The 15,921-nt window shown below is 72.1% G+C and carries 10 protein-coding genes; 7 read left to right on the top strand and 3 right to left on the bottom strand.

Annotated features, from left to right (window positions below; genetic code table 11):
• Positions 1 to 990, bottom strand: a complete 990-nt coding sequence (locus tag I5071_RS44420) for an NAD-dependent epimerase/dehydratase family protein (RefSeq protein ID WP_236519490.1) — start codon at positions 988 to 990, stop codon at positions 1 to 3.
• Between the two features lie 147 nt (positions 991 to 1,137).
• Between I5071_RS44420 and I5071_RS44415 the strand changes: the two genes are divergently transcribed.
• Positions 1,138 to 3,432 carry a PhoX family protein gene (locus I5071_RS44415; RefSeq protein ID WP_236519489.1) on the top strand — a complete coding sequence of 765 codons (2,295 nt, stop codon included), beginning with the start codon at positions 1,138 to 1,140 and terminating at the stop codon, positions 3,430 to 3,432.
• 73 nt (positions 3,433 to 3,505) lie between these two features.
• Positions 3,506 to 5,089: a hypothetical protein gene (locus tag I5071_RS44410; protein WP_236519488.1), complete on the top strand. Its 1,584-nt coding sequence runs from the start codon at positions 3,506 to 3,508 to the stop codon at positions 5,087 to 5,089.
• On the opposite strand, the gene I5071_RS44405 is transcribed toward I5071_RS44410, so the two are convergent.
• Entirely contained in the window at positions 5,073 to 5,675 is a 603-nt protein-coding gene (locus tag I5071_RS44405; protein WP_236519487.1) for a TetR/AcrR family transcriptional regulator, read from the bottom strand. The genes I5071_RS44410 and I5071_RS44405 overlap by 17 nt on opposite strands.
• Before the next feature lie 165 nt (positions 5,676 to 5,840).
• Between I5071_RS44405 and I5071_RS44400 the strand changes: the two genes are divergently transcribed.
• The 5 genes from I5071_RS44400 to I5071_RS44380 all read left to right on the top strand — a co-directional run bounded on the left by I5071_RS44400 (position 5,841) and on the right by I5071_RS44380 (position 14,114).
• Positions 5,841 to 6,623, top strand: a complete 783-nt coding sequence (locus I5071_RS44400; RefSeq protein ID WP_236519486.1) for an SDR family NAD(P)-dependent oxidoreductase — start codon at positions 5,841 to 5,843, stop codon at positions 6,621 to 6,623.
• A gap of 49 nt (positions 6,624 to 6,672) precedes the next feature.
• Positions 6,673 to 8,259, top strand: a complete 1,587-nt coding sequence (locus I5071_RS44395) for a serine/threonine-protein kinase (RefSeq protein WP_236519485.1) — start codon at positions 6,673 to 6,675, stop codon at positions 8,257 to 8,259.
• Positions 8,260 to 8,618: 359 nt separating this feature from the next.
• Positions 8,619 to 10,322, top strand: a complete 1,704-nt coding sequence (locus I5071_RS44390) for a hypothetical protein (protein WP_236519484.1) — start codon at positions 8,619 to 8,621, stop codon at positions 10,320 to 10,322.
• Entirely contained in the window at positions 10,319 to 11,788 is a 1,470-nt protein-coding gene (locus I5071_RS44385; protein WP_236519483.1) for a hypothetical protein, read from the top strand. The genes I5071_RS44390 and I5071_RS44385 overlap by 4 nt, the downstream gene beginning before the upstream one ends.
• Positions 11,789 to 11,813: 25 nt before the next feature.
• Positions 11,814 to 14,114, top strand: coding sequence for a hypothetical protein (locus I5071_RS44380; RefSeq protein WP_236519482.1), 2,301 nt, complete (start codon positions 11,814 to 11,816; stop codon positions 14,112 to 14,114).
• Between the two features lie 735 nt (positions 14,115 to 14,849).
• Here I5071_RS44380 and I5071_RS44375 read toward each other — a convergent pair.
• Entirely contained in the window at positions 14,850 to 15,725 is an 876-nt protein-coding gene (locus tag I5071_RS44375) for a phosphatase PAP2 family protein (protein ID WP_236519481.1), read from the bottom strand.
• Between the last annotated feature and the right edge of the window lie 196 nt (positions 15,726 to 15,921).

Below are 15,921 nucleotides of genomic sequence, written 5' to 3'. Positions count from 1 at the left end.
TCACAGCATCCCGCGCCCGCGCATCCACTCGATGCCCGCGCGGATGCCCTCGTCGGCGGGGCCGGGCGCGTACCCGAGCTCGCGCGCTGCTTTGGCGTGCGAGAAGCGGAAGCCCGGGCAGTAGGCCCAGCGCACCGACATCGAGTCGATCGCGGTCGGGATCCCGACGCGATGCGCGACGTCGCCGAGCCAGCCGAACGTCGTCGCCAGCGCGCGCGGCACGACGAAGCGCGGCGCGGGGAAGCCGCCGATGCGCGCCACGCGCGTGAAGAGCTCGTGGTACGTGACGTTCTCGCCGCCGAGGATGTAGCGCTCGCCTTTGCGCCCCCGGGTCGCGCAGAGCAGCAGGCCGCGCGCGACGTCGCGCACGTCGACGATGTTGTTGGTGCCGGTGGTGCCGCCGGGGATGCGTCCCTTCGCGAGCTCGACCGCGAGCTTTCCGGTGCTCGGCTTCGCGTCGTAGGGGCCCCACATGAGCGTCGGGCACGCGATGACGGCGTCGATCTCGCCGGCGCGCGCCGCGGCCTCGACGAGATCCTGCGCGGCGCGTTTGGTCTCCGAGTAGCCGTCGAGGAGACGGTGCTCGGCGAAGTTGAAGGGATCGTCCTCGGTCGCGTCGCGCGTCCCGTCGCTCACGCCGATCGCGGCGACGGTCGAGACGTGCACCAGGCGCCGCACCTTCGCGCGACGGCATGCGTCGATCACGTGACGCGTGCCGTCGACGTTCGTCGCGCGCATCACCTCGTCGGCGTCCTTGCCGGTGACGACGACCGCGGCGCAGTGGACGACGATCTCCGCGCCCTCGAAGGCGCGCGCGAGATCGTCCTCCGACGCGAGGTCGGCGTCGGCCCAGTGGATCGGCAGGTGCGCGAGGTGCTCGACGCGACTACCCGCGCGTTTGGTGCACACGACGTCGTGCCCCGCCGCGATGGCAACGTCCGCGAGGTTGCCGCCCACGAGCCCACTCGCGCCGGTGATGGCGATGCGCATGGGCCGCGAGCGTGGACCGAGAGCGCGCGACCCGCACGTCACGCACCCGACCGCGCTTCGCTACACGCCGCCTCCGCGCGCGCCACGTGCGCCGAGCATCGTCCGCCCCGTCGCAGGACTGGGAGGCAACAGATGCGCAGAGATTGGATGCGAGCAGCGTGTGCGCTCGCGCTGAGCGGCATGCTCGCGACGACGGGCTGCACGGGCGAGCAAGGCCCGCCGGGCGTCGACGGCATGGACGGGACCGACGGCCAGAACGGCATGGACGGCACCGACGGAACGGACGGCACCGACGGGACCGACGGTGAAGACGGAACCGACGGTGAAGACGGAACCGATGGTGAAGACGGGGAAGACGGCGAGGACGGCGTCGGGTTCGACGACTCGAGCGACATCCCGACCTTCGTGACCGAGCTCGTCGATCAGGTCGCGGCGGGCACGCTGCCCGAGGGTGTCGTGTTCCCGCTCGACGCGCGCGCGACCGACAGCATGCGCGCGGTCGAGGGCCTGAAGCACGAGACGCTCGTGACGTGGCTCGAGCCGATCACGTTCCGCAGCGGCAACACCGATTCGTTCTTCGGATCGAACGCCGACTACATCGCGTACTTCGGCGACGGCTGGGACGCGACCGCGGGTGACGCGCCGCAGTGGAACGGCAGCGGCACCAGCGGCTGGCTCTGGGTCAACCACGAGTACGTGTCGAACGACGGACCGACGCCGACGTCGCCGCCGAGCGGTCAGTACCTCACGCTCGCGAGCTGGATGCAGGGTCGCGGTCTGCTCGCGAACGATCCGCTCTCGAGCACGTGGGATCAGCCCGCGCTCGACGCGTTCATCACGCAGACGCGCCGTCAGCTCGGCGGCAGCTGGGTGCACATCGTGCGCGATCCCGCGAGCGGCACCTGGAGCGTCGATCGCAACGCGGCGAACCGCCGCTTCGACGCGACGAGCGCGACGCTCGCGCGCGTGACCGGCATGGCCGTGAGCGCCGACACCCGTGACGACGGCACCGCGCTCCCGGCGGGTGTCGTAACCGGCACGCTCGCGAACTGCTCGGGTGGCCAGACGCCCTGGGGCACCGTCATCACCGCCGAGGAGAACGCGCAGGACTACTACGGCGATGCCGAGGCGTGCTGGAGCGGCCAGCGCTTCACCGCGGGTCCCTGCGCGCCGGGCGGCGACGTCGCGATCCTCACCGCGCCGAGCAGCTCGTCGGGCTTCGGCCGGCACTCGTCGGCGGGCGCGCGCCATCCGCGCGACGTCTACGGGTTCCTCACCGAGATCGATCCCACCGCAGCGCCCGACGAGTGGTACGGCCGCAACGCCGAGGGCGTCGGTCACCGCAAGCTCGGCGCGATGGGCCGCGCGCACTGGGAGAACGCGACGTTCGCGACCGACGAGGACTGGCAGCTGATCGAGGGCCAGCCGGTCGTCGTGTACGCCGCCGACGATCGCCAGAGCGGCCACATCTATCGCTTCGTCAGCGCGCAGCCGTACACCGCGAGCATGACGCGCGCGCAGATCCGCGCGCTGCTCGATCAGGGCACGCTCTACGTCGCGCACTTCGCCGACATGGCGCAGAACGGCTACGAGCTGCGCAGCGGCGCGTCGAGCGAGACGATGCGCGGCACCGGCCGCTGGATCGAGCTCTCGCTCACCAGCACCGACCTCGCGCCCAACGGCGCGGCGCTCGGCGATGCGACGATGACGGTCGGCGCTGCGCTCGCGAGCGCGACGTGGAACGGCATCGGACGCTTCGCGACCGACGACGCGGTGCGCCGCGCGCTCTTCACCGCGAGCCACAAGATCGGCGTGCGCGAGCTGAACCGCCCCGAGGACGTCGAGTGGAACCCGCGTGATCCCAGCGGCACGCCGCGCCTCTACGTCGCGTTCACGAACCAGACCGGCCAGCGCGCGCTGATGGACGACGGATCGCTCGCGCCCACCGACGCCACCGCATACGCGACGGCGGCGTACCGCCCGAACGACACCGCGGGCTCGATCTTCGCGATCGAAGAGGGCACGCCCGCGACGCCCGCGACCAGCGAGACGTTCACGTTCTGGATCGTCGCGCGCGGCAACACGACGAACGGCGCGTACGACTTCGGCAGCCCCGACAACCTGATGATCGACGGCTACGGCCACGTGTGGTTCGGCACCGACGGCACCTTCGGGCGCAGCGGTCACGCCGACGCGGTCTACTACCTCGATCTCGATCCCGCGCACCGCACCACGGCGACCGCGACCTACGGCCGTCCGTTCCGCGTGATCGCGGTGCCGAGCGACGCCGAGGCCACCGGGCCCACGCTCTCGAGCGACATGCGCACGTTCTTCGTCGCGGTGCAGCACCCGGGCGAGAGCGTGTGGAGCACCTGGCCCGCGACCGATCTCTACGCGCGCCCGCGCTCGGGTGTCGTCGCGATCTCGCGCCGCGCTCGCTGATCCCATCGAGGCGCCTGCTCGTTCGTGCGAGCAGGCGCCTGCGCGTCTCCTTCTTCCGCCCGACGGTCTCGCCATGTCCTCACGCGCACTCGTGCTCTCGATCGCGCTCGCTTCGTGCGGCGCCCCAGCCGCAGCGCCAGACGACTACGATCCGCTCGCGACCGCGCTCGCGTCGCGCGGCCACGTCGAGAACCCCGAGGCGCCGATCCCGCCGCTCTGTTACACGGCGACCGACGGTCGCTCGAACCCCTGTTACGTCTGCCACACCGTCGGCGTCGGGCCCTTCGGGCGCGCCGACTGGGATCTGCAGGTCGAGTACGCGTTCTCCGATGCCGCGCTCGAGAACCGCTGGACCAACCTCTTCGTCGATCGCACCGAGCGCGCGGCGCGCTGGGACGACGACGCGATGCTCGCGTGGATCCGCGAGGACGACTACGTCGCGCTGCGACGCGCGCTCGAGCAGCGCGAGGGCTACGCCGGCTACGTGCCCGATCTCGACTTCGATCGGGGCTTCGACGAGCGCGGATTCGCGCGAGACGGGAGCGGCTGGCGCGCGCTGCGATACAAGCCCTTCCCCGGCACGTTCTGGCCGACCAACGGCTCGAGCGACGACGTGTTCGTGCGCCTCTCCCGCGCGCTGCGCAGCGACGCGCGCGGCGTGCTCTCCGACGAGATCCACGCGATCAATCTCGCGATCCTCGAGGCCGCGCTGGGCTCGGGCCCCGATCACGAGGTCGAGCCGATCGACGAGACGATCGCCCGCGTCGATCTCGACGGCGACGGCGTGCTCTCGTCGCGCATCACGACGATCCGCGGCCTCCCATCGCACTACGTCGGCGGCGGCGCGGACGTGCCGGTGATCCGCTTCACGCACCCGATCGGCACCGAGTACCTGCACAGCGTCCGCTACGTCGATCCCGACGCGCCCGACCTGCGCTCGCGACGGATGAAGGAGCTGCGCTACATGCGCCGCGTCGACGCGCCCGATCGCGGATCGCTGCTCGCCGCGATGGAGGACGAGCGCGAGGAGCGCGATCGTGGTCGCGTGCCGAGCTTCCGCGGCTCGCCCGACGTCGGCTTTCGCAACGCGTTCGGCTGGCAGCTCCAGGGCTTCATCGAGGACGCGCGCGGACGGCTGCGGGTGCAGACCGAAGAAGAGCACCGCTTCTGCATGGGCTGCCACGGCGGGCTCGGCGTGACGATCGACTCGGTGTTCTCGCTGCCGCGCAGGGTGCCCGGGGCGGACGGATGGCGCCTCCAGGATCTGCGCGGGATGCAGGACGCGCCGCAGAGCGGCCACGACACGCCCGAGGTCCTCGAGTACTTCCAGCGGGTCGGCGGCGCCGACGAGCTGCGCGGCAACGACGAGATGCGCGCGCGCTTCTGGCCCGGCGGCGCGCTCGACGAGCGCGCGGTGCGGCGCGCGTCGATCGGCGGTGATCGTGATCTCGCGTGGCTCCTGACTCCGTCGCGCGAGCGCGCGCTCGATCTCGCGCGCGCCTATCGCGTGATCGTCGAGGAGCAGTCGTTCACCCGCGGGCGCGACGCGACGCTGCGTCCCGCGCAGCACGTGCATCGCCGCATCGAAGAGCCCGACAGCGGGCTCGAGGCCGCCGGCCTGGTGCGCACCGACGGGCGCCTCACGCTCGACTGGTAGGAAGCAGCGCGCGCGACAGCAGGTCGACGAGCGCGTCGATCGCCCGGTCGCGATCGAGCTCGGCGGGCCGATAGAACGCGATCGCGTGCGTCGCCGCGTCCATCGCGTGCTCGATCACGAAGACGAGCGCCTCGCGATCGAGGTCGGGACGCAGCGTGTCGCGGCGGGCATCGAGGAACGCCGCGAACAGCGTCGCCGTGCGCGCGCGCAGCGCCTGGACCATCGCGCGCCGACGGGTGACGTCGAGGTGCTCGACGAGCTCGCGATGGAGCCTCGGGTCCACGCCCGGCGTGTCGACCAGCACCATCACCACCGCGCGCAGCGCGACCGGCAGCGGCGACGACGCGTGGGCCTCGAGCGCGCTGCGGATCGCGTCGAACGTCACGTCCGCGACGCGCTCGGTGATCGCCCCGACGATCGCCTCCTTGCCCGCGAAGTAGCGGTACACGAGCCCGACGTTCACGCCGGCGCGCTTCGCGATGCGGTTCGTCGTGGTGCGCGCGAAGCCCTCCTCGCGCAGCACGATCTCGGCGGCTGCGACGATCGCGTCGACGCTCGCGCGCGCACGATCCTGGCGCGGCGTCACCCGGCGTCTCGTCCGATCGCGCGGCGGCATCCGAGGCGACGATAGAAGCTGAGCCGTCGTCGCACAACTGCGCGTTTCCGTCGGAGTTCCGCGCAGATACGGCCATCGGAAGCTGAGTCGTCCCGGTCGCGCGGCGCGACCAAGGTCCTGCTCGGAGGTGACGGAATGGAGAGCAGGATCGCACTGGTGACCGGGGCTTCGTCGGGGCTCGGCCTCGCGACCGCGACGACGCTCGCGGCGCGCGGCTTCCGCGTCTTCGGCACGAGCCGCAGCGGATCGGGCGGCCCGCCCGGCACCGAGATGCGCGCGCTCGACGTCGACGACGATGCATCGGTGCGCGCCTGCGTCGGCGCGCTCGGGCGGATCGACGTGCTGGTGAACAACGCCGGGCGCGCGGTGGTCGGCGCCTGCGAGGAGACCAGCGCCGACGAAGCACGCGCGCTCTTCGAGACCAACCTGCTCGGCGTGATGCGGATGGTCGCGGCGGTGCTCCCGATCATGCGCGCGCACGGGGGCGGGACGATCGTGAACGTGGGCTCGCTCTCCGGCTTCGTCGGCGTGCCGTTCCACGGCGTGTACGCCGCGAGCAAACACGCGCTCGCGGGCTACACCGAGGCGCTGCGGCTCGAGGTCGCGCCCGACGGAGTGCGGGTGTCGCTGGTCGAGCCCGCCGCGCACCGCACCGGGATCCAGGTGGCGCGCCCCGCGCGACCGATGGCGCGCTACGACGAAGGACGCGCTCGTGTCGAGGCGATCATCCGCGCGCAGATCGACGGCGGCGCGAGCCCGCAGCGCGTCGCCGACGCGATCGCGACGCTCGCGACCAGCACGTCGCCGCCGTTCCGGGTCCGAGTCGGCGGCAAAGCGACGTTCGCCGCGTGGGCGCGACGCCTCTTGCCGCTCGGCGCGTTCGAGCACGTGATGCGCCGCGAGTTCCGGCTCCCGTGAGCGCGCGGCTCGCCAACGCGAGGCCTCGCTCGTATCCTCGCGCGCCGCGATGGTCAGCCGGGGGCACGACGCGAGCTCGGTCGACGACGAGAGCCGCGCGTTCTACCAGGCGCGGCTCGCGCTGTACGCACGCATCCTCACGATCCTCGGCCTCGCCTTCCTCGTGCTGGTGCTGATCGTCGAGGCCACCGTCGCAGGCATCGACCTCGTCTTCGGCGACCTCTCGACGCGCTTCCGCATCCTGCACGTCGCGCTGATCGGGCTCTTCGTCGGCATCTGGCTGTTCACCCGCAGCGGGCGCCGCGCGCGCGGCGCGCTCGAGGCGATCGACGTGGGCGGCAACCTGCTCGCGTACGTGCTGATCGCGCTGATGGTCTCCCGCGCGAACCTCGGGCTCGAGCGCACGATGGCGCTGCTCCTCACCGAGCTCCTGATGGCACGCGCGATCCTCGTGCCCTCCGCGGCGTCGCGCACCCTCGCGCTCGGCGTCACGGCCACCGTGATCTCGATGCTCACCACGTGGCTCGTCCACACGACGAGCGGCCCCTGGGACGCGCGCGCGTGGGCCGCGATGATCGACGCGTTCGGGTGGCCGGCGTTCTCCACCGTCGTCGCGACCGTCGCGTCGCACACCATCTTCGGCCTGCGCGCCGAGGTGCGTCAGGCGCGACGCCTCGGTCAGTACGTGCTCGAGGCGAAGCTCGGCGAGGGCGGCATGGGCGTCGTCTACCGCGCGCACCACGCGCTCCTGCGCCGTCCCACCGCGATCAAGCTGCTGCCGCCCGAGCGCGTCGGCGCGGAGATGCTCGCGCGCTTCGAGCGCGAGGTGCGTCAGACCGCGCGCCTCACGCACCCGAACACGGTGCAGATCTACGACTACGGCCGCACGCCCGACGGCATCTTCTACTACGCGATGGAGTATCTGCCGGGCTGCGACCTCGAGCTCGTGGTGAGCGAGACCGGGCCGATGCCGCCCGCGCGCGTGGTGCACGTCGTCGCGCAGATCGCGTCGGCGCTCGCCGAGGCGCACGAGCTCGGCCTGGTGCACCGCGACGTGAAGCCCGCGAACGTGATCCTCACCACGCGCGCCGGCGAGCACGACGTCGCGAAGGTCGTCGACTTCGGGCTCGTGAAGGATCTCGCGCGCGACCCCGCGGGCTCGATGACGCACGACGCGACGATCCGCGGCACGCCGCTCTATCTCGCACCCGAGACGATCGGCACCGGCGTCGTGGCGCCGGCGTCGGATCTCTACTCGCTCGGTGCGCTCACGTACTTCCTGATCACCGGGACCCACGTGTTCCGCGGTCACAACGTCGTCGAGATCTGCGCGCACCACCTGCACTCCGAGCCCGAGCCGCCGAGCGCGCGACTCGGCGCGCCGCTGCCCGAAGGGCTCGAGGCGCTGGTGCTGCAGTGCCTCGCGAAGGCCCCGGGCGAACGTCCCGCGAGCGCACGCGCGCTGCGCGCCTCGCTGCGGGCGCTGCGCATCGAGCCGTGGTCGGAAGAAGACGCGGCGCGCTTCTGGACCGAGCACGGCGGATCGCTCGAGACGGCACGCGCCCACCGCGCGAAGCACGGTGCGTCGACCGGCCGCGATCGCAGCGTCGCGATCGATCTCGGCGCCAGGAGCTGACCCGGGGCGCCTCATCGGCTCGCCGCTCCGGTCCCTTCCGTCCGCGCGCTCCGCGCGCTCCCGTGCGGGCCCTCCGGGACGAGCACTCCTGCAGGCCCCTCAATCGGCTCGCCGCTCCGGTCCCTTCCGTCCGCGCGCTCCGCGCGCTCCCGTGCGGGCCCTCCGGGACGAGCACTCCTGCAGGCCCCTCAATCGGCTCGCCGCTCCGGTCCCTTCCGTCCGCGCGCTCCGCGCGCTCCCGTGCGGGCCCTCCGGGACGAGCACTCCTGCAGGCCCCTCGACGCAGGCCCCATCGGCGGCGATATTGCCGCGCCATGGTGCCGTTCCGGTCCGTTCCACGCGCAGATCGCCGAGAAACCGTGCTCGTCGCGATCGCGCTCGCGCTCGGATTGCTCTCCGGCTGCGGCGGCGGGCTGCGCCGCTTCCCGCTCGCCGAGCCGATGTGGCTGGATCGCGACCGGCGTCCATTCACGCCACAGCCGCCCGAGTGGTACTCCCCGTACGTCTGGGACGGCGCCGACAACAGCGTGTTCCGGCCGCTCGCCGACGTGTGGCGCTTCGAGCTCGATCGCGAGTCGGTGAACGTCAACTCGATGGACGAGGTGCCGGACTCGAGCTGGTACACCAACCGTCTCTCGCGCGGCCCGCTCTCGCCGGTGCAGATCGCCTACGGGCCCTGCGCCGACGTCGATCCCGCGACCCCCGGCATCGACGACGACGTGCCGGGACCGCTCACGATCGTGCGCGGCAAGCCCGACGGCTCGAACCCCGGCTTCTTCGTCCGCGACGCGAACGGGCAGATGTACCTGATGAAGCCCGACGGCGATCTGCAAGCGGAGCGCCCCTCGGCGAGCGACGCGATCGCCGCGTCGGTGTACTGGTCCGCCGGCTTCTTCGCGCCGTGCAATCGTGTGGTGTTCGTGCGGCGCGAGGAGCTCGTGCTCGATCCCGAGGCCGAGGTGCGGCGCACCGATGGTCGTCGCGGCCCGCTCTCGCAGCGCACCGTCGACGAGATCCTCGACAAGGCGGTCGAGCTCCCCGACGGTCGCCTTCGCTTCAGCCTCTCGCAGTTCATCGACGGCGCGCCGATCGCGCCGTGGACCTACGAGGGCACGTGGCCGCACGACCCGAACGACGTGATCCCCCACGAGCACCGCCGCGAGGTGCGCGGCATGTACGTGCTCTCGTCGTGGCTCAGCCACATCGACTCCCGCCAGGAGAACACGATGTCGGCGTGGATCGAGGTCGACGGCGATCGCGGCTACGTGCGCCACTACATGATCGACTTCAGCGACACGCTGGGGATCCTCTTCACGTGGGACGCGCTCGCGCGTCGCTTCGGGCACTCGGGCTACTTCGACGTGCAGCACATGACCGAGGACTTCCTCACGCTCGGTCTGCTCGATCGTCCGTGGCACCACGCGCAGTTCGGCGCCGCGGGCAACGTGCTCGGCTACTACGACCTCGAGCGCTACGAGCCCGATCAGTGGCGCCCCGGCTACGGCAACCCCGCGTACGAGCGCATGACCGAGCACGACGCGGCGTGGATGACCCGCATCGTCGCGCGCTTCGGCGACGATCACCTGCGCGCGCTGATCCAGCGCGGCCGCTGGTCGACCGAGCCCCTGCGCGACGAGGTCTTCCGCATCGTGCGCGGGCGTCGTGATCGAGTGCTCGAGCGCTGGCTCACGCGCCTGTCGCCGCTGACGAGCCCGGTGCCCGAGCAGGACGGAGCGCGCGTGTGCGTCGAGGATCTCGCGATCACCTCGGGGCTGCGCCCGAGCGAGACGCGCGTCTATCTCGCGCGCGGCTTCGCGGGCGACGACTACACGCCGCGCTCGACCGCGCTCGAGACGCGCCCCGAGGGCCGCGTGTGCGTCGAGATGCCGCGCGCCGACGGCGCGAGCCACGAGCAGCCGCAATACGTCATCGCGGAGATCGTCGCGCGCACCGAGGGTCGCGAGACCACCGGACCGCTGCGCATCCACGCCTACGATCTCGGCGACGAAGTGCGCGTCGTCGGGCTCGAGCGCCTCCACGGCGTCGAGGAGCCCCGTCGATGATGCGCGTCCTGCTTCCAGCGATCGTCGCGATCGCGATCGCGACGAGCCCCACGCTCGTCCACGCGCAGACCGGACAGGACGGCGAGGACGGCGACGATCTCGGCCCCGGCGCGAGCGCCGCCGAGCAGCAGCGCCGCGCCGACGACAGCGCGGGCGATCAGGGCATGGAGGACGACATCGAGGGCGATCCTCCGTCGATCGGTCGCCGCGAGGTGCCGGACTTCGATGGCCGCCCCGATCCCGGCATCTCCTTCGAGGACGCGATCCTCTGGATCCCGCGGGTGATCTTCTTCCCGGTGCAGCTCGTGTTCGAGTGGATCATCCGCCGCCCGCTCGGATGGATCCTCACGACCGGTGAGCGCGAGCGCTGGGGCGCGTTCCAGTTCCCGCCCTTCGCCGAAGAAGAGCCGGAGTGGGGCCTCGTGCCGACGCTCTTCGTCGACTTCGGGTTCCAGCCCAGCGGCGGGCTCTACCTCTGGACCGACAACGTCGTCGTGCCGCGCAACGGGCTGCGCTTCCAGCTCGGCTTCGGCGGCGTCGACTGGCTGCGCGCATCGGTGCTCGATCGTTATTCGTTCGACGATCACGGCACGATGGTGCAGGCGAAGATCGCGGGCACGATGCGCCCCGACTACCTGCTCGCCGCGCTGAACGGACAGGGCGAGAGCGACGAGCTCGTGCGCTACGGCGCGCGCTCGGTCGAGGGTGAGATCGCGTTCGCGTTCCGTCCCTGGCGCTCGAGCCACCTTCGCATCGAGGCCGGCGTGCGCGGCTACGAGTTCTACGACACCGACTGGATCGACGACGATGACGACCAGCTCACGCTCAGCGACGGAGTCGCGCAGGGCTGGCTCCCGTACCCGCCGGGCTGGGAAGGCTACGTCGCGTACCGACAGCGGCTCGAGGGCTCGATCGACTCGCGACAGCCGAGGCCGATCGAGGGCAGCGGCGTGCGCGTCGAGGCGTTCGTCGAGCAGGGCTTCGACCTGCTCCAGGCCGAGGATCGCCGCTGGCTCACCTACGGCGGCGCGGTGGGCGCGTACTGGGAGATCAGCCAGGGGCGCACGCTCGGGCTCTGGGGTGGCGCGGAATTCGCGACCGCGCTCGGCGAGCTGCCGGTGCCGTTCACCGAGCTGCCCGATCTCTCGGGGCGCGGCCGCATGGTCGGCTTCCGGCGCGGATGGCTCTACGGAGAGAGCATCGTCTGGGCGACGCTGGAGTACCGTTATCCGATCTGGATCACCGTCGACGGGTTCGTGAACGTCACCACCGGAAACGCATTCGGCGCCGAGCTCGACGGGTTCGATCCCGCGAAGCTCCGCATGTCGTTCGCGCTCGGCCTGCGCACGGTCGGCGATCCCGATCAGTCGTTCACGATCCAGATCGGGTTCGGCACCGACACCTTCGAGCGCGGCGCCGAGCCCGCCGTGCTGCGCATCACCGCGGGCATGCAGGAGGGCTTCTGATGGTCGGGCGAGGAGCGGCGACGAGGTGACGCGGGAGCGCGCACCTGCATCGCCGACGACCAAGCGCGCGGAGCTCTTCCTCGCCGGCGGCGCGGCCGCGCTGCTCGTCGCTCAGCAGGTCGCGGGCAAGGCGACCCGCGACGCGCTCTTCCTCACGTCGTTCGATCCGCGCCGCCTCCCGATCGTCATGGGCGCGGGCGCGCTGCTCTCGCTGCTCGCCGTGCTCGCGATGTCGAACGCGATGGCGGTCCGCGGGCCCTCGCGCACCGTGCCCGCGGCGCTCGGCGTGAACGCGACCTTCTTCGCGATCGAGTGGCTCGCACAGCCGCTCTTCCGCGACGGAGTCGCGGTCGCGATCTACCTGCACGTCGCGGCGCTGGGCTCGGTGTTGATCAGCGGGTTCTGGACCCTCGTCTCGGAGCGCTACGATCCCCGGCGGGCGCGCGCGTTCGTCTCGCGCGTCGCGGCGGGCGGCACCTTCGGGGGTGTGCTCGGCGGCGTCTCGGCCGACGTGATCGCGGGCAACCTCGGCGCGCGTCCGATGCTGCTCGTGCTCGCCGGCGCGAGCATCGCCGCGGGGGCGCTGATCCACCGGTTCGGGCGAGGCCTCGCCGACGAGGACGGCACGCCCCTCTCCGAGCCGCAGACCGCGCGCGCGCTGAAGCTCGTCGGCCGCACGCCGTACCTGCGCACGCTCTCCGCGCTCTCGCTGCTCGCCGCGGTGTGGGCCGCGCTGCTCGACTACGCGTTCAAGGCGCAGGCCGACGCGGCGTACGTCGACGAGACCTCGCTCGTGCGCTTCTTCGCGTGGTTCTACACGGGCACCAGCCTCGTCACGTTCCTCGTGCAGTCGGGGCTCGGGCGCACGGTGCTCGATCGCCTCCCGCTCTACGGCATCGTCGCGCTCTCGCCGCTGGTCGTCGCGTTCGGCGGCCTCGGCCTCTTGCTCGGCCTTCCGTTCGGCGCGCTGATCGTGCTGCGCGGCGCCGAGAGCGTGCTCTCGAACTCGCTCTATCGCTCGGCGTACGAGCTCTTCTTCACGCCGCTGCCGCCCCAGACCAAACGGCCGACCAAGACGCTCGTCGACGTGGCCGCGACGCGCGTCGGCGATGCGCTCGGGAGCCTCGCGGTCCTCGCGCTGATCTACGGCTGGCACGACATGCCGGGCATCGTGCCCGCGGTGGTCGCGGCGGGCGCGGCGCTCTTCTCGCTGCTCCTGGTCCCCTCGATCGCGCGCGGCTACGTCGAGGCGCTGCAGGAAGCGCTGCGCAGCGGGACGCTCGAGCTCGACGAGCAGAGCGCGCTCGACGCGACCACACGCCGCACGCTCTCCGACACCGCGATGGCGATCGATCGCGAGCGCCTGCTCGCCGAGATCGAGTCGCTGCGCCGGCAGAGCCCCGCGCTGAGCAGCATCGAGGCCGCGGCGATCGCCGCCGCGACCGCCGACGTGCAGTCGCACCCCGAGCCGCAGGTGGAGGGCGAGGCGCCGCCCGCGGTGCACCCGACCGAGCCCAGCATCGTGCAGCGCTTCGCCGCGATCGCGTCGGGCGCGATCGATCGCACCCGCGCCGCGCTCGACGCGCCGCTCGACGCCGAGCTCGTGCCGATCACGCTGCACCTGCTCGCGCACCCCGAGCTCGGTCGCGACGCGCTCGCCGCGCTCCGTCGTGTCGCGCCGAGCGTCACCGGCACGTTGATCGACGCGCTGCTCGATCTGCGCACGCCCTTCGAGATCCGGTTCCGCATCCCGCGCGTGCTGCGGGTGAGCACGTCGCGGCGCGCCGCGGAGGGACTGATCTCGGGGCTCGACGATCCGCGGCTCGAGGTGCGCTTCCAGTGTGCGCGCGCGCTGGTGCACCTCGCGTCGACCGACTCCGCGCTGGCGCCGCCGAGCACCGTCGTGTTCGGCGCGGTGGAGCGCGAGCTCGGCGAGCGCGGCGCGACCTGGAGCGCGGTCGCGACGATCGCGCCCCACGACCCGAACCACCCGGATCACCACGACGACGAGCCGATCTCGCTCGACGAGCTGGTGCGCATGCGCGCGAGCCGCAGCCTGCAGTACGTGCTCACGCTGCTCTCGCTGGTGGTCGAGGGCGAGTCGCTGCAGCTCGCGCTGCGCGGCCTGTCGGCGCATGACGAGAAGATCCGCGGCACCGCGATCGAGCTGCTCGAGAACGTCGTGCCCGAGCCGGTGCGCAGCTCGCTGATCCCGGTGCTCGCAGCGCGCCCGCGCTCCGAGATCCGCGCGCGCAGCCGCGAGGAGATCGTCGCGGAGCTGCTGCGCTCGCAAGAGAGCCTGCCGATCGTACGCCCGCGGGGCTGAGCGCGATCGATTCGCGCGCGAGTCGACACAAATCGATCGAATTTCGATCGCGAGTTGACGCAGATCGATCGAATTTCGATCACGCGCCGACGAAGAAACACGCAAATTCGCGGCACAATTGCCCTGTTTTTCCCACCCCCCTGAGGGAGGGGGTCCAAAGGCCACCTCCGGGGGTCGCGAGGCCGACATCTGGCCTCTCGAGGCCGGCGCACCGGGGTCGCGAGGCCGACATCTGGCCTTCCGAGCCCAGCTCATCGGGCTCGCGCGGCCGGCTTGTCGCGATCGAGGCCCCACACGACGGCGATTCGCACCCCCTCGACCCGGATTCGATCCTCCCGTCGGGGCGCGGAGGATCGATGCGCTCCTCATCGAGCCCATCCGCATGCAGCTCGTACCGCGCGCCAGCGCGCACACGCGCGAAGCGCGGTGCTACACGCGAGGGTCCGGGCCGCGGCGAAGCGCGGACCGGGCGCGAGCCATCCACCACCTCACCACGCGAGGCGGCAGAACCGCGGTACCGGGCGCGGGGCGGTGGGTCCGACGCCCTCGTGCGACGGGGGCCACCGAGGCCGACCACAGACTGATCGAAGCATCGCGGCAGAGCGCGAAGTGCGCGCCGCGATGCGCCCACCGCTTCCCGACGCTCGCGCCCTCTCGTACGGCAGCCCGCGAGCACACAGGGCGTCGGACCCACCGCCCCGCGCCTCTCGCCGAAGCCTCTCCGACGATCGATGATCAGAACGTTCCGGAGAACGTCGGCCCGATCATCACCGGCGGCGGCCCTTCGAGGGCCTGCGGCGTGACCGGCGTCGGCTGCGCGTGGTCGATCTCGGGCACGATCGCGAGCGGCAGGAAGAACCCCACCAGGAACCCGAGCGCCGCCCCGACGAGCACGTCGGAGATGTAGTGGCGATCCGAGACCACCCGCAGCAGCCCGGTGGTCGCCGCCATCGCGATCGACACGCCGCACGCGGTCGCGTCGGCCGCGGTGTTCCCGTACATGCCGCGCACGCCGTGCATCGCGCACATGAAGCCCGCCGACGTGAACGTGACGCCGCTGTGCAGGCTGTAGAACGACGAGAAGATGTCGGAGTCGCCGCAGCCGCGACGCGTGGGGTCCTCGGCGCAGTCGCGCTCGAAGGGCCGCGCACGCCCCGCCGCGCGCTTCACGATCTCACCCGCGCCGAGCGTCACGCCCAGCGCGAGCACGTGCGCGAACGTCGCCCGCCACGCGAGCTCGCCGTTGCCCTGGGCGAGCGGCGTCGCGAGGCCGTCGACGAGGGCGACCAGCGGCACCGTGAGGAGCAACACGTCGCTGACGTGTCGCGCGATCTCCTGGTCCTCGACCGCGCTCAGCCGGATCGCCGAGCGGAACGCCTCGTCGAACAGGATGCCGCCCCGCCAGCGCCCGTCGCTGACCGGCGCGGGCGCGAGGGTCAGCGCGAAGTCGCGCACCGGCTCGACGATCGTGGGCGGCATCGGCGAGGTGACCCCGGCAGACGCGGACCTCGGCGACGCGCTGGGCGCGGCCTCCTGCGCGGAGGCGATCGACGTGCTCGCGACGAGCGCGAGCGCGAGCGCGGAGGTTCGGAGGAGCGGGGTCTTCGCCAAGCTCGACAGCTCGCTGGCAGGACGTCGGAGGAGGAGAGCGCGGCGGAAACCCTGATGCCCGGATCGCGAATGCGCCAGGGTTGCTGCCCGAACGTCCAGGCTCGGAACGGCGAGCGCCGTGCCCATCGTCGAGGCAAGCTGCGCGACCCGACGTGCCCGATACCCAGAAAAAATCGCCCGTTCGCTCGCTCCTCGA

The sequence above is a fragment of the Sandaracinus amylolyticus genome, from assembly GCF_021631985.1.
Taxonomy (GTDB): domain Bacteria; phylum Myxococcota_A; class Polyangia; order Polyangiales; family Sandaracinaceae; genus Sandaracinus; species Sandaracinus amylolyticus_A.
The sequence above is the reverse complement of the archived record's forward strand: the minus strand, read 5'-3'. Positions and strand labels throughout refer to the sequence as shown.

Excerpts from the sequence above, each read along its gene's own strand:
- I5071_RS44420 (WP_236519490.1), bottom strand. The coding sequence starts at position 990 with ATGCGCATCGCCATCACCGGCGCGAGTGGGCTCGTGGGCGGCAACCTC.
- I5071_RS44415 (WP_236519489.1), top strand. The coding sequence starts at position 1,138 with ATGCGAGCAGCGTGTGCGCTCGCGCTGAGCGGCATGCTCGCGACGACG.
- I5071_RS44410 (WP_236519488.1), top strand. The coding sequence starts at position 3,506 with ATGTCCTCACGCGCACTCGTGCTCTCGATCGCGCTCGCTTCGTGCGGC.
- I5071_RS44400 (WP_236519486.1), top strand. The coding sequence starts at position 5,841 with ATGGAGAGCAGGATCGCACTGGTGACCGGGGCTTCGTCGGGGCTCGGC.
- I5071_RS44395 (WP_236519485.1), top strand. The coding sequence starts at position 6,673 with ATGGTCAGCCGGGGGCACGACGCGAGCTCGGTCGACGACGAGAGCCGC.
- I5071_RS44385 (WP_236519483.1), top strand. The coding sequence starts at position 10,319 with ATGATGCGCGTCCTGCTTCCAGCGATCGTCGCGATCGCGATCGCGACG.